The following is a 13703-nucleotide window of genomic DNA, read 5'->3' on the forward strand; positions in this document are numbered from 1 at the left end:
CCCGGCACCGGAGCCGCAGCCGGCCACGCCACCCGCCGCGCCGCCGGTCACGCCCCCCCCGGCGCAGCCGGCGACGCCGACCGTGCCGGGACTCGAATCGCCGCCGGCCCCGCCCTCGCCGCCCATCGCCCCGCTGCCGCCGGCGCCGGGCCTGGTGGCGCCCTTCACCACGCCGGCCGAGCCCGCCCCCGCCGCGCCGGAGCCCCACCCGCCAGCGCCGCCCCGCCTGCCCCCCGCCGATCCCGCCGGCGCGCTGCAGGAGGCGCTGGCCAGCAGCGAGCCGGAGCCCGCTTCCGGCGGCGGCTGGTTCGGCCGGCTGCGCAGCGGCCTAGCGCGTTCCACCGCCCGGCTGACCGATGCGCTGACCACCGTCTTCCGCAAGCGCCGCCTGGACGATGCGGCGCTGGAGGAGCTGGAGGACACGCTGATCACCGCCGATCTCGGCGTGCAGGCCGCGCGCCGCATCGTCGAGGGCTTCCGCCGCACCCGCTTCGGCAAGGAGGTCTCGGATGAGGAGGTGAAGGCGGCCCTCGCCGAGGCGATCGCCGAGATCCTGGCCCCCGTGGCGAAGCCGCTGGACATCCGGCGGGAGCATGCGCCGCATGTCGTGCTGGTGGTCGGCGTGAACGGCACCGGCAAGACCACCACCATCGCCAAGCTCGGCCAGCAATACCGCGACCAGGGCCTCAGCGTGATGTTCGCCGCCGGCGACACCTTCCGCGCCGCGGCGGTGGAGCAGTTGCAGATCTGGGGCGACCGCACCGGCTGCACCGTGGTGGCGCCGGCGAAGATGGGCGCCGATGCTGCCGGCCTGGCGCATGACGCGCTGGCCCGCGCCCGCGCGGAAGGCACCGACCTGCTGCTGATCGACACCGCCGGACGGCTGCACAACAAATCGGCGCTGATGGAGGAGCTGGCCAAGATCATCCGGGTGATCCGCAAGCTGGACCCCGCCGCGCCGCATTCCGTGCTGCTGACGCTGGACGCCACCACCGGCCAGAACGCCCTGCAGCAGGTGAAGACATTCAAGGAGATGGTCTCGGTTTCCGGCCTCGCGGTGACGAAACTGGATGGCAGCGCCAAGGGCGGCGTGGTGGTGGCGCTGGCGCAGGAGATCGGCCTGCCGGTGCATTTCGTGGGCGTCGGCGAGAAGGCGGCCGACCTGCGCCCCTTCACGGCGCGTGATTTCGCCCGCGGCCTCGTCGGGCTGGGGCCGCCGGCCTGAGACGCCCGCCGGGCACCGTGCACTCCCCTTGCAAGATCGCCAACCGCGATGCGGGATCGCCTTCCGGCTCAACCGAATGTTAATAAAAATCATCGCGCGCGCGCCATGATTGCACGTAGATTTACCCGAGGGTTGATGAACCGCCTGAGGCGTGTGCTGCTTGTGGAGATGAAACTACCGATGCGCCGCATCCTTCTTCTGCTTGCCTGCCTTGTCGGGGTGCCGGGCCTCGCAGCGGCCCAGACGGGCAACCCGCTGCACGACCAGCTTTCCGGCATGAACGAGTCGACACGGCGGGCGGAGGTCTTCCGCGCCATCACCGGCGGCGGCGCCTCCTGCCAGGCGATCATCGCCACCTATTTCGCCGGCTTCGACCAGGGCCGCACGGCCTACTGGGACATGCGCTGCCGGGAGGGCTCCATGTACCGCATCGCGCTGCCGGCGCAGCGTTTCGCGCGACTGGGGCTGAGCGTCTGCGGCGCGCTGGGCGGGGGCATCGCTGCCGGGCCGTGCTTCCAACCGGTGGGCACCGCCGCGCCCAGCATGGCCACCTCCGGCACGGGCGTGCAGCTGGCCGTGGCGCAGGAGCCGGCGCTGCCGGCCAACAGCCGCTTCGGCGCGGTCTATGCGACCGATGCGCCGATGGCGGCCTTCGGCTTCGGTAACGGTGCCGCCGACCGGCTGGCGGTGAACACCACGGCCGTGCGGTCCTGCCAGAGCATGGCCGGGCGGGTGCCTTGCAAGTTCCTGGGCGAGATCGTCAACCGCTGCGGCGCGCTGGTGCAGGCGGTCTCCCGCCACCCCAACGCGGTGGTGATGACCAGCGACCTCAGCACCATGGTGCTGAACCGCAATTTCCCCGGCGTCGGCGCCACGGTCCAGGAAGCGGAGGCCCAGGCGATGCAGGCCTGCCGCTCCTCGCCCGGCGCGACCTGCCGCATCGCGGCTTCCGGCTGCTAGGGCGAGACCGAACATGAGCATGCGAAACATCCTGGCGGCGGCGGCGCTGGCCTGCGGCCTCGGCGGCCAACCGGCCGCGGCGCAGCCCGCCAGCACCCTGGCCGCGATCCAGGGGCGCGGCACGCTGGTCTGCGGCGTGCATGGCGCGCTGCCCGGCTTCTCCGCCCCCGATGCGCAGGGTGCGATGCGCGGCTTCGACGCCGATTTCTGCCGCGCCGTGGCCGCGGCGGTGCTGGGCGACCCGGGCAAGCTGCGCTTCGTGCCGATCGCCACGCCGGATGCCGGCTTCGCCGCGCTGGGCGACCGCAGCATCGACCTGCTCGCCCGCAACACCACCTTCACCTATTCGCGGGAGGCCGGGCGCCCGGTGGCCTTCGCCGGCATCACCTTCTTCGACGGGCAGGGCCTGCTGGTGCGGCGCGACTCCGGCATCGTCGGGCCGCGCAGCCTGGATGGGCGCCGCGTCTGCATCACCGGCCTCGCCGGCACCACGGGGCGCGAGGTGGTGGAGAGCGAGGCGGCGCGGCTCGGCATCCGCGTCAGCATCGTGGAGGCCGGCGGCGGCACCGCGCTGCTGCAGGCGCTGGCCGCCGGGCGCTGCGACGCGGCCTCCACCGATGCCTCCCAGCTTGCGGTGCGCCGCGTGACGGAATTGCCCAACCCGCAGGATTACGTGGTGCTGCGCGACCTGCTGAGCCGCGAGCCGCTGGGCCTGCTGGTGCGGGAGGATGAGGAAGCGCTGCGCCAGGTGGTGTTCTGGGTGGTGCAGGCGATGCTGGAGGCCGACGAGTTCGGCGTGACCAGCGCCAACATGGTCACCCTGCTGCAATCCAACGACCCGGCGCTGCGGCGCCTGATCGGCGTGGAGGAGGGGCTGGGGCGCGGCATCGGCCTGGATGCCGACTGGTCGCAGCGGGTTCTGGCGCAGGTCGGCTCCTATGCCGAGGTGTTCGACCGCCATCTCGGCGCCGGCAGCCCCTTCGGGCTGGACCGCGGGCCGAACGACAACTGGCAGCGCGGGGGGCTGATGTTCCCCCTGCCACTGCGCTGAGGACCCCGCCATGCGCTCCCTTTTCCTGATCGGCCTGGCCGCGCTGCTCGGCGCCGCCCCGGCGCTGGCACAGCCAGGTTCCACCCTGGCCCAGGTGCGGGCCCGCGGCTCGCTGGTCTGTGGCGCCGATATCGGCCTGCTCGGCTTCTCCCAGCGCGATGCGCAGGGTGTCGTCCGGGGGCTGGATGCGGATACCTGCCGGGCCGTTGCGGCCGCGGTCCTGGGCGATGCCGACAAGGTGACCTTTACCGGGGGCAGCAGGCAGCAACAGCTTATGGCGCTGCGGGAGGGCCGCATCGAACTGGCTGCGAGCAACCTGACGCAGACCATGGCGCGCGACGTTGATCTCGGCCTTTCGCCGACGGCGGTGAACTACTACGACGGCCAGGGCTTCCTGGTGCCGGCCAGCCCGCCCGTGGCGAATCTGGCGGGCCTGGATGGCAAGCGGATCTGCATCACCAGCGGCACGACGACCGAGATGGGCCTGGCCGATGCGGCAAGGCGCCTCTCGATCCAGGTCACCCCGGTGGTGGTGGGGGATGCGGCCAGCCTGGCTGCCGCCTACCGGGAGGGGCGGTGCGATGCCATGACCTCCGATATCTCGGAACTGCTGGTCCTGCGCCAGACCGGCACCACCGATCCGGCCGCGCATGTCCTGCTGCCGGACATCATCAGCCGCGAGCCGCTGGGCCCCCTGGTGCGCGACGGCGATTCGCAGTGGCGCAGCATCGTCTTCTGGGTGGTGAACCTGCTGCTGGAGGCGGAGGCGCGGGAGATCACGGCCGCCAATGCCGAGGCGCGCAAGAACGACCCTTCCGCCATCGTGCGACGCATGATGGGCGGCATGCCCGGCTTCGGCACCCCGCTCGGCCTGGCCGATGACTGGGGCTTCCAGGTGATCTCGCAGGTCGGCAATTACGGCGAGATCTACGAGCGCAACCTGGGCGAGGGCTCCAGCCTCAAGATCGACCGCGGCCTGAACGCGCTGTGGAATCGCGGCGGGCTGATGTACCCGATCCCGATGCGCTGAGGGGCAACCCGCTGGGGCTACTCCAGCGGGATCCGCAATCTGGCGCCCGGCGCCAGATCCCTGAACAACTCCTCCTGGCGGTCGGACAGATGTTCGCGCCCGAAGGTGAAGCCGCGGGCGCGGTCGCGGTCATTCAGGATGGTCGGCTCCAATTGCGGGCCGACCGGCCGGGCGAAGCGGTCCGGCGGTGCCTCGATGCTGCGGTTGGGCATCGGCGCCGGTTCTGCGAGCCGCGGCGGGGGCATCAGCATCAGCATGCCGGGCAAGGGCGGCGCCTGGGGCGGCGGCAGGGGCAGGGGCTCCGCCCGGCTGGCCAGTGCGGGCGGTGCCAGCGCGGGGGCAGCGATCGCCAGGGCGATGGCCAGGATTGCGCCGCGCCTCATGCGCCCGCCAGGGGCTGGACCCCGCGCCGGTCCGCGGGCGGGTTGCCCTGCGGAGCGCCGAGCGGCCCGTCGCCCACGGCGCGCCAGGCTTCGAGAACCCAGTGGACGGAGGGGAAGGCCAGCTCCGCCCAGGGGATCTCCTCCCAGCCGAACAGCCGCACCTCCAGGCTTTCCGGCCCTGCCGCGAAGGCAGGTTCGGCCTCGGGGTGGAGGAGGCGGGCGCGGAACATCACCTGCACCTGGCCGATGCGCGCGATGGAATAGACCGCCAGGATACCATCCAGGGCCAGCGCGGCGCAGGCTTCCTCCCGCGCTTCGCGCAGCGCGCCTTCCTGCACCGTCTCGCCCAGCTCCATGTAGCCGGCGGGGATGGTCCAGAAGCCGCGCCGCGGCTCGATGGCGCGGCGGCAGAGCAGCACGCGGCCCTGCTCGACGACGACGGAGCCGACGACGATCTTCGGGTTCTCGTAGGCGACGAAGCCGCACTCGTCGCAGGTCAGCCGCTCTCGGTCTTCCCCTGCGGGAATGCGGCGCGTGAAGCGGGCCATCTCGGTGGACATTTGCGCAGGGTGGGGCCGCGCGGGCCGAACCGCAAGGGACCCGGGATCACGCCGCGGCTATCCATCCGCCCGCGTGACGTTCCGCCGGGCCGGGTACGGCCCGGGACGATAGCGAGGAATCAGACCCGCAGGTCGAGCAGCGACCCGCGCGGGACATTGCCGCTGGGCGGCGGCGGCAGTGAGTCCAGCTGGCGCTGCGGCGTCTGCAGGGCCTGCAGAGGCTGCGGGCCCGCGGCGGCGGCACGTGCCTGTGCCGGGGCCTGCGTGCGGGACACTTCCGCCGTGAAGGCGGCCAGGGAATTCATCGAGATCATGCGCACCACCATGAGACGCAGATCTGAACGATCCGTGAATCGGTAGGCGGAATTCCGGGACGTGTGACGGATCGGGCGCATGCCCAATCCTGCCGGATTTCGCGGTTAACCTTCTAGCAACCACTGGTGGCAAACCGGGAGGTATTGCTGAATTCTGAATCAACCGAGGGCTGCGACGCCGGGCAGTGTCTTGCCCTCCAGCCATTCCAGGAAGGCCCCGCCGGCGGAGGAAACATAGGTCAGCCGCTCCATCACCCCCGCATGGCGCAGGGCGGAGACGGTGTCGCCGCCGCCGGCAATGGATTTGAGGCCCGAGGAGGCCGTCAGCGCCGCCACGCTCTGCGCCACGGCGACGGTCGCCATGTCGAAGGGCGGGATCTCGAAGGCACCGAAGGGGCCGTTCCAGACCAGGGTGGAGGCCTGGCGCAGCCGCGCTTCCACCAGATCCACCGTCTCCGGCCCGACATCCAGCGCCATGAGATCCTGCGGCACGCTGTCCACGGCGACGGTGCGGTGCGGCGATTGCGCGGCGAAGGCTTCCGCCACGACCACATCCACCGGCAGCAGGATCTCGCACTGCGCCGCCGCGGCTTCCGCCATGATCTGCCGCGCCGTCTCGTGCATCTCGGCTTCCTGCAGGGAGCGGCCCATCGGGTGGCCCTGGGCGGCGAGGAAGGTGTTGGCCATGGCGCCGCCGATCACCAGCACGTTCACGCGGCGGGTCAGGTTGCCCAGCAGTTCCAGCTTGGTGGAGATCTTGGCGCCGCCGACGATGGCCACCACCGGCCGCGCCGGGTTGCCCAGTGCCGCGTCCAGCGCCTCCAGCTCCGCCTGCATCAGCCGGCCGGCATAGGCGGGCAGCAGGTGGGCCACGCCCTCCGTGCTGGCATGGGCGCGGTGGGCGGCGGAGAAGGCGTCGTTCACATAGGCCTCGGCCAGCTTCGCCAGGCCCGCGGCCAGCGCCGGGTCGTTCTTCTCCTCCCCGGCGTGGTAGCGGGTGTTCTCCAGCAGCAGCACCTCGCCATCCGCCAGCGCGGCGGCGGCGGCTTCCGGCTCCGGCCCGACGCAGTCATCGGCCCAGGCCACCGGGCGGCCCAGCGCCTCGGCCAGCGCCGTGCGCAGCGGCAGCAGCGACATCTCCGGCACGCGCTTGCCCTTGGGGCGGTCGAAATGGCTGCAGACGATCACCCGCGCACCCTTCTCCGCCAGTTCACGGATGGTCGGCAGCAGGCGTTCGATCCGCGTGCGGTCGGTGATGACGCCCTCCCGCACCGGCACGTTCAGGTCGGCCCGCAGCAGCACGCGCTTGCCGGCGGCGTCCAGGGCGTCGATGGTTCGGAACGACATCGCGTCAGCACTCCTGCGTGGTGGATCGAGGGGGAAGAAACGGCATGTTCAAGTGGCTGGCACTGGCTGGGTTTCTTCTGCCGGGCATAGCATCGGCGCAGGAGGGCTTCCAGTTGCCCTCCGGCAACGTCTTCTGCGCGGTGGAGGAGAACGCGCTGCGCTGCGACCTGGTGGAATTCAGCTTCACGCGGCCGCCACGACCGCAGGATTGCGACACCGATTGGGGCCATGCCTACAGCCTGGGTGCGCGTGGCGGCGCCCGCGCCCTGTGCGCCGGCGACACGGTGGTGAACCGCGGGGCGCGACGGCTGCGCTATGGCGAGCGGTGGGATGGCGCGGGCGTCACCTGCCACGCGGAGCGGACCGGGCTGCATTGCATCAACGCCGATGGCCGCGGCTTCGACCTGGCGCGCTCCCGGCTCGGGCTGTTCTGAAGCCGCCTGTTCCGAGGCGGAAGCGGCCCGGCGCCAGGCGCCGGGCCATGTCCCGAGGGCGGCCTACAGGCTGCCGAACAGCGCCGTGGTGTCCGACATGCGGTTGGAGAAGCCCCACTCATTGTCGTACCAGGACATCACCCGCACCAGCCCGCCATCGACCACCTGCGTCTGCGTCGCATCGAAGGTGGAGGAATGCGGGTCGTGGTTGAAGTCGATGGAGACCAGCGGCGCCGTGTTGTAGCCGAGGATGCCCTTCAGCGGCCCGGATTCGGAGGCCGCCTTCATCACCGCGTTGACCGCCTCCTTCGTCAGGCCCTCGGTCTTGGCCGGCACGAAGTCCAGGCTGACGAGGGAGACGTTGGGGGTGGGGATGCGGATGGCGGTGCCGTCCAGCTTGCCCTTCAGCTCCGGCATCACCAGCCCCACAGCCTTGGCGGCGCCGGTGCTGGTCGGGATGGCGGAAACCGCCGCGGCGCGGGCCCGGTGCAGGTCCTTGTGCAGCGTGTCGACCGTGTTCTGGTCGCCGGTATAGGCGTGGATGGTCACCATGTAGCCGCGCACGATGCCGAAATTGTCGTGCAGCACCTTGGCGATCGGCGCCAGGCAGTTGGTGGTGCAGGACGCGTTGGAGATGACGGTCATCTCCTTCGTCAGCGTCTGGTGGTTCACGCCGTAGACGATGGTCGCATCGGCATTGTCGCCGGGGGCGGAGATGACCACCTTGCGCGCGCCGGCGGTCAGCAGCATGGAGGCCTTCTCCTTGCTGGTGAAGATGCCGGTGCACTCCATCGCGACGTCGATGCCGGCCAGCGGCAGCTTCGTCGGGTCGCGCTCCGCCGTCACCTTGATCGGGCCCCAGGTCTTGCCGCCGTTGCGGATGGTGATGGTGTCGCCCTCGACGATCACCTCGCCGGGGAAGCGGCCATGCACGCTGTCGTAGCGGAACAGGTGGGCGTTCGCCTCGACGCTGCCCAGGTCGTTGATGGTGACGAATTCCAGGTCGTCGCGGCCGGCCTCGCAGGCGGCGCGCAGCACCAGGCGGCCGATGCGACCGAACCCGTTGATGGAAACCTTGACGGCCATATCCCGACTTCCCCTTTTGTCAGCCCAAGCGCTTCTTCACGGCCGCCACCGCGGCATCGGCGGTGATGCCGAAATGGCGGAACAGGTCGTCGGCCGGCGCGCTGGCGCCGAAGCCCTGCATGCCGATGAACACCCCGTCCGGCCCCAGCCAGCGCTCCCAGCCGAAGCCGAGCGCGGCCTCGATGCCGATGCGCAGCGCATCACCGAGCACCTGGTTCCGGTAGCTTTCATCCTGCAGGGCAAACAGCTCCCAGGACGGCAGGGACACCACGGCGGTGGCGATGCCCTCCGCCTCCAGCGTGGCGCGGGCGGCGATCGCCAGATGCACCTCGGACCCGGTGGCGATCAGCGTGGCACGGCGCGGGCCGGAGGCCTCGGCCAGCACATAGCCGCCGCGGGCGCAGCGGTTCTCGCCCGAATCGGCGCGCAGCGCCGGCAGGTTCTGCCGCGACAGCGCGAGCACGGAGGGGCCATCGGCCCGCTTCACCGCCAACTCCCAGCATTCTGCCGTCTCGATCGCATCCGCCGGGCGGAACACCGCCAGGTTGGGAATGACGCGCAGCGAGGCCAGGGTTTCCACCGGCTGGTGGGTCGGGCCGTCCTCGCCCAGGCCGATGCTGTCATGCGTCAGCACATGGATCACCCGCTGGCGCATCAGCGCCGCCAGGCGGATCGCCGGCCGCATGTAGTCGGCGAAGACCAGGAAGGTGCCGGAATAGGGGATCAGCCCGCCATGCAGCGCCATGCCGTTCATCGCCGCCGCCATGGCGTGCTCGCGCACGCCGTAATGGATGTAGCGGCCGGCGAAGTTGCCCGGCGCCACGGCGGGGATGCCCTTGACGTTGGTGTTGTTGGAGCCGGTGAGGTCGGCGGAGCCGCCGATCATCTCCGGCACCGCCGGCACCAGGGCTTCCAGGGCGCGCTGGCTGGCGATGCGGGTGGCGATCTTCGGGCGGTCCTCGGCCTGCTGCGCGCGCAGCGCGGCCAGCTTCTCGTGCCAGGCTTCCGGCAGGCGGCCAGCCAGGGCGCGCTCGAACTCGTCCTTCTGCGCGTGGTTCGCCAGGCGCTTCAGCCAGGAACGGCGGGTGCCGGCGCCACGGCGGCCGGCTTCCTCCCACTTGCCCTTCAGGTCCTCCGGCACCTCGAATTCCGGATGGTTCCAGCCCATCGCGGCCTTGGCGGCATCGGCTTCCGCGCGGCCTAGCGGCGCGCCGTGGCTGGCGGCGGTGCCGGCCTTGTTGGGCGCGGCGAAGCCGATGATGGTCCGGCAGGCGATCAGCGTCGGCTTGCGGTTGCGCATGGCCCAGGCCATCGCCGCGGCCACCTGCTCATGGTCGTGGCCGTCGACGCGGCGGGTTGCCCAGCCATAGGCCTGGAACCGGCGCAGCGCATCATCGGACAACGAGATGGCGGTGTCGCCATCGATCGAGATGTTGTTGTCGTCGTACAGCACGCAAAGTCGGTCCAGCTTCAGGTGCCCGGCGAGGGAGGCGGCCTCGTGGCTGATGCCTTCCATCAGGTCGCCGTCGGAGGCGATGACCCAGGTGCGGTGGTCCACCAGCGACTTGCCGAAGCGCGCCGCCAGCAGCCGTTCCGCCAGCGCCATGCCGACCGCAGTGGCGATGCCCTGGCCGAGCGGGCCGGTGGTGGTCTCGATGCCCGGATGCTCGCCGAATTCAGGGTGCCCGGCGGCGGGGGAATGCAGCTGGCGGAAGCGCTGGATCTCCTCGATGCCCATCCCGGCATGGCCGGTCAGGTGCAGCAGGGCATACAGCAGCATCGAGCCATGGCCGGCCGAGAGCACGAAACGGTCGCGGTCCGGCCAGCGCGGATCGGCCGCGTCGTATTTCAGGAAGCGGCTGAACAGCACGGTCGCGACATCGGCCATGCCCATGGGCATGCCGGGATGCCCGGACTTGGCTTTCTCCACCGCATCGATGGCCAGGGCGCGGATGGCGTCGGCCATCCGGCGCTCCTCGCTGGCGGGGCGGGCAAGCAGCAGCGCCTGGGCCGCCTGGGCGGCGGTGGGCTCTGCGCGGGGTTGGGTGTCAGGTTCGGTGGTGGCCAAGATCGTCCTCCGGCAGCGCCGCTATAGACAGCGCGTGGGCCTGCGACAACCCGAGCCGTGGCGGCGCACCCGATCTGCCGCGCCCGGCGGGGCGCTTCCTGCGGAACGGTCGCGCCAGCCCTGCATCCGGCGCCCCGCCCGGCCGTTTGCAGGGTGCGACACCAGCAGAGGCAGACAGGCCAATGAGCGGACAGCGAGGCATGATCCAGGAACACATGGAAGTGGTCGGCAGCGATGGCGGCCATGTCCGCACCGTTGACCGGCTGGAGGGCGAGCGCATCAAGCTGACGCGGCAGGACGACCCGGACGGCACGCGCCAGCACCACCACGCCCTGCCGCTGAGCCTGGTGGCCGCGGTGGAGGGCGGCCAGGTGCGGCTGACCCTGCCGGCCGACCAGGCGCGCCACTGTGCGGTGATGAGCGGCAGCAGCTGAGGCTGGCCGGCGCGGCGCATCCTGCTTGAGGATGCGTCGCATTCCCAAAAATACCTTTGTTCACAAGGGCTTGGGCGGCAATCGACGCGTGACACCAGGCCGGGAGCGAAGCTAGGTTGCCGGCATGTCCAGCCCCGCCGCCGACCTCGCCGAGCCGACCCGGGACGGCCTGCCGCCCATGCCGCCCGGCCCGCCGCATGAGGAGCGGCATTTCGCCGCCAGCGCGACGGTGCGCGACCTCGTGATCGGCACGGCGGATGGCCTGACCGTGCCCTTCGCCCTGGCCGCGGCGCTGTCCGGCGCGGTGGCCGCCAACCCGCTGATCGTCACCGCCGGCCTGGCGGAAATCGCCGCCGGCTGCGTCGCCATGGGCCTCGGCGGCTACCTCGCCGCCCGCACTGATGCCGACCACTACCAGGCGGAGCGGCGGCGGGAGGAGGAGGAAAGCCGCCTCTACCCCGAGCGCGAGAAGTGGGAGGTCGCGGCCATCCTGCACCGCTACGGCGTACGCGGGGAGGTGCTGCGCCAGGCCGTGGAGGCGATTGCCAGCGACCGCCGCCGCTGGGTGGACTTCATGATGCGCTTCGAACTGGAACTGGTGGAGCCCGACCCGCACCGCGCCGCGCGTTCCGCCGCCACCATCGGCGGGGCCTATGTGGTGGGCGGGCTGATCCCGCTGTCGCCCTATATCCTGATGGCGGAGACAGGCCCGGCGCTGGCGGTCTCCTGCGCCTTCACGGCCGTGGCGCTGGCCGGCTTCGGCTGGCTGAAGGCCCGTGCCACCGGCCTGCCGCCGCTGCGCGGTGCCCTGCAGACGCTGGGCATCGGCGGCGCCGCGGCCGCGGTGGCCTTTCTGGTGGCCAGCGCCTTCGGCGGCTAGGGCCGTATCACCGCAAGCGAAGACGGTGAAACCGCTCCAGCCTATTGTTTCGACGCATTTTTCCGAGCCGCCTTGCGAAGCCGCAAGGCTTGAAAATGCTCTGGCGCCCGTGGAGCGTTGGGGCCGGGATGCGGCCGGCCCGGAAGGGCACCGCCGGTGGCGCCCGCAGCCCGTCTGTCCACCGGCCCTGAGGCGGGCGGCCCCGGGTTGCGGCCGCCGAAGGGACCGGTTGATCGCCTTCGGCGGCTGTCAGGCGGGGGAGGCGCTCAGTTGGTCGGAGCCGGCTGGCCCTGCTGACCACCCTGCTGGCCTTGCGGCGGCTGGGCCTGCTCGGCCTGCCGTGCCTGTTCGGCCTGGCGGGACTGCTCGTCCTGCCGGGCCTGCTCGGCCTGCCGTGCCTGTTCGGCCTGGCGGGACTGCTCTTCCTGCCGGGCCTGTTCGGCCTGCCGGGCCTGCTCGGCATCGCGGGCCTGCTCGGCCTGCTGGCGCAGCGTGGCCAGCTGCTGTTCGGCCTGCGCCACGGACTCGCGCAGCCGCTGCAGCGTTGCCTCGGCCTGGCGGGCCTGCTCACCCAGCGCGGCGACCTGCCGGGCGGCCTCGGCCGCCGCGCGCTGCCGCTCCTCCAGCGCCGAGCCGGCCTGCTCCACCGCGCTGCGCAGTTCGGACAGCCGCCCATCCTGCGTCTGCACCTGGCCGGCCAGGCCCTGCAGCCGCTGCTCGGCGGCCTGCGCCTCGGCCGTCAGCTGATCCAGCCGGGTCTGCGCCTGGCTGGCCGCCTGCTCGGCCTGCTGGCGCGCCTGCGCCTGGCGGGTGGCCTCGGACTGGGCGCGCTCCGCCTCCTGGCGCGCCGTGTCGCGCGCCGAGGTGGCGGTCGCCGTCTCGTTGCGCAGCCCGGCCAGGCGCTGGGCCAGCTCGCCGGATTCGCGCGTCGCCTCGGTGATCGCCTGCTGCGTGGTGCTCAGGCGGTTGGCGGCCTGCTCGCTCGCCTGGGTGGCCTGTTCCAGCCGGCCCTGCACCTCGGCCAGCGCGGCGCGGCGCGCGGCCAGGTCGGTCTCCAGCAGCGCCGCCTGGTCGCGCAGACCGCTCAGCCGCTGCTCCGCCCCGGCCAGCTCCGCCGCCTTCGCGGTCAGTTCCTGCTGCGTGCGGCCGGCCTGTTCCGCCAGCTGCGCCAGCTGCGATTCAGCCGACTGCAGGCCGGCCTGCACCTGCGCCGACCGCGCTTCCAGCGCGCGCAGCGCATGCGCGGTCGAATCGCGGGCCTCCGCCATGCGCGTCTGCTCCGCCTCGGCCGTGCGGGCGCGCTCGGTCAGCTGCGCCAGCTGCGCCTCGGTCTGCTCGACCTGCTGCCGCAGTGCCGTCACGCGGGTCTGCAGCTGCGTCGCCTCGGCTTCCGCCGCCGCGCGCGCCGTGCGGGCCTGTTCCGCGGCCTGCATCGCGGCATCGCGCTCCGTCGTGCCGGCCTCGATCTGCTGGCGCAGTTCGGCCAGGCGGCGCGTGGCGGCCTCGGCCTCCGCGGTCAGCGCCTGGGCCCGGCTTTCGGCGGCGGCACGCGCCGTCTCGGCGCTGCGCGCACGGGCCTCGATCGCCGGCAGCGCGCCGCTGGCGGCGCGTTCCGTGGCCAGGGTCTGTTCCAGGCCGCTGCGGGCCGCCTGGGCCGAGCGGGCCTGCTCCTCCGCCTCTCGCACGTCGCCGGACAGGCTGATGACGGTGATCCAGCCGACCACGCCGAGCAGCAGCAGCAAGGCGGAGGCGATCTGGGCCGGGCGCGGCCAGGTGGTTGGGTTCATGACGGGCTGACGCTCCACTTTGCGATTCGGTTGCGAGGCCGGGACATGCCCCGGGCGAAGCGCCCGGTTCACGTGAAAGTTGCGCGTCGCATCGGTTGCGGGGTCACGGCGGCGTGATGGCCCGGTGCCTGCGGCCGGCGGGCG

The 13703-nt window shown here is 72.1% G+C and carries 14 protein-coding genes; 7 read left to right on the forward strand and 7 right to left on the reverse strand.

Features of this window, described 5'->3' with window-relative positions:
* Positions 1-265 precede the first annotated feature (265 nt).
* The 4 genes from ftsY (at position 266) to HEQ75_RS02225 (ending at position 4266) form a co-directional block, all read left to right on the forward strand.
* Complete coding sequence (gene ftsY / locus HEQ75_RS02210; protein WP_456237375.1) at positions 266-1225, forward strand: signal recognition particle-docking protein FtsY; 960 nt, start codon at positions 266-268, stop codon at positions 1223-1225.
* Between the two features lie 180 nt (positions 1226-1405).
* Positions 1406-2185: a DUF4189 domain-containing protein gene (locus HEQ75_RS02215; RefSeq protein WP_168027283.1), complete on the forward strand. Its 780-nt coding sequence runs from the start codon at positions 1406-1408 to the stop codon at positions 2183-2185.
* 13 nt (positions 2186-2198) lie between these two features.
* Positions 2199-3236, forward strand: a complete 1038-nt coding sequence (locus tag HEQ75_RS02220) for a transporter substrate-binding domain-containing protein (protein WP_168027284.1) — start codon at positions 2199-2201, stop codon at positions 3234-3236.
* Positions 3237-3246: 10 nt separating this feature from the next.
* Entirely contained in the window at positions 3247-4266 is a 1020-nt protein-coding gene (locus tag HEQ75_RS02225; protein WP_168027285.1) for an amino acid ABC transporter substrate-binding protein, read from the forward strand.
* 17 nt (positions 4267-4283) lie between these two features.
* On the opposite strand, the gene HEQ75_RS02230 is transcribed toward HEQ75_RS02225, so the two are convergent.
* The 4 genes from HEQ75_RS02230 to HEQ75_RS02245 all read right to left on the reverse strand — a co-directional run bounded on the left by HEQ75_RS02230 (position 4284) and on the right by HEQ75_RS02245 (position 6870).
* Positions 4284-4649 carry a hypothetical protein gene (locus tag HEQ75_RS02230; protein WP_168027286.1) on the reverse strand — a complete coding sequence of 122 codons (366 nt, stop codon included), beginning with the start codon at positions 4647-4649 and terminating at the stop codon, positions 4284-4286.
* A complete protein-coding gene (locus HEQ75_RS02235) occupies positions 4646-5209 on the reverse strand; it encodes an NUDIX hydrolase (protein WP_168027287.1) in 564 nt (187 codons plus the stop codon). Before HEQ75_RS02235 ends, HEQ75_RS02230 begins: the two co-directional genes overlap by 4 nt.
* A 119-nt stretch (positions 5210-5328) precedes the next feature.
* A complete protein-coding gene (locus tag HEQ75_RS02240; RefSeq protein ID WP_168027288.1) occupies positions 5329-5604 on the reverse strand; it encodes a hypothetical protein in 276 nt (91 codons plus the stop codon).
* Between the two features lie 78 nt (positions 5605-5682).
* Positions 5683-6870, reverse strand: coding sequence for a phosphoglycerate kinase (locus HEQ75_RS02245; RefSeq protein WP_168027289.1), 1188 nt, complete (start codon positions 6868-6870; stop codon positions 5683-5685).
* Positions 6871-6914: 44 nt separating this feature from the next.
* Between HEQ75_RS02245 and HEQ75_RS02250 the strand changes: the two genes are divergently transcribed.
* Positions 6915-7304, forward strand: a complete 390-nt coding sequence (locus HEQ75_RS02250) for a DUF6636 domain-containing protein (protein WP_168027290.1) — start codon at positions 6915-6917, stop codon at positions 7302-7304.
* A 63-nt stretch (positions 7305-7367) separates the two neighbouring features.
* Here the strand turns inward: HEQ75_RS02250 and gap are convergent, their stop codons facing one another.
* Both gap and tkt read right to left on the reverse strand, forming a co-directional pair.
* The gene (gene gap / locus HEQ75_RS02255; protein ID WP_168027291.1) at positions 7368-8390 is read right to left on the reverse strand and encodes a type I glyceraldehyde-3-phosphate dehydrogenase; all 1023 of its coding nucleotides are present in this window, start codon (positions 8388-8390) and stop codon (positions 7368-7370) included.
* A gap of 19 nt (positions 8391-8409) precedes the next feature.
* Positions 8410-10458, reverse strand: coding sequence for a transketolase (gene tkt / locus HEQ75_RS02260; protein ID WP_407925867.1), 2049 nt, complete (start codon positions 10456-10458; stop codon positions 8410-8412).
* Positions 10459-10658: 200 nt separating this feature from the next.
* Here tkt and HEQ75_RS02265 point away from each other — a divergent pair, with 200 nt between their 5' ends.
* Both HEQ75_RS02265 and HEQ75_RS02270 read left to right on the forward strand, forming a co-directional pair.
* The gene (locus tag HEQ75_RS02265) at positions 10659-10892 is read left to right on the forward strand and encodes a DUF2171 domain-containing protein (protein WP_209318302.1); all 234 of its coding nucleotides are present in this window, start codon (positions 10659-10661) and stop codon (positions 10890-10892) included.
* Between the two features lie 124 nt (positions 10893-11016).
* Positions 11017-11772: a VIT1/CCC1 transporter family protein gene (locus HEQ75_RS02270; RefSeq protein WP_209318303.1), complete on the forward strand. Its 756-nt coding sequence runs from the start codon at positions 11017-11019 to the stop codon at positions 11770-11772.
* Between the two features lie 266 nt (positions 11773-12038).
* Here the strand turns inward: HEQ75_RS02270 and HEQ75_RS02275 are convergent, their stop codons facing one another.
* Complete coding sequence (locus tag HEQ75_RS02275; protein WP_168027293.1) at positions 12039-13559, reverse strand: hypothetical protein; 1521 nt, start codon at positions 13557-13559, stop codon at positions 12039-12041.
* Positions 13560-13703: the final 144 nt, after the last annotated feature.

The sequence above is a fragment of the Falsiroseomonas selenitidurans genome (genome assembly GCF_012103215.1).
Lineage (GTDB): Bacteria > Pseudomonadota > Alphaproteobacteria > Acetobacterales > Acetobacteraceae > Falsiroseomonas > Falsiroseomonas selenitidurans.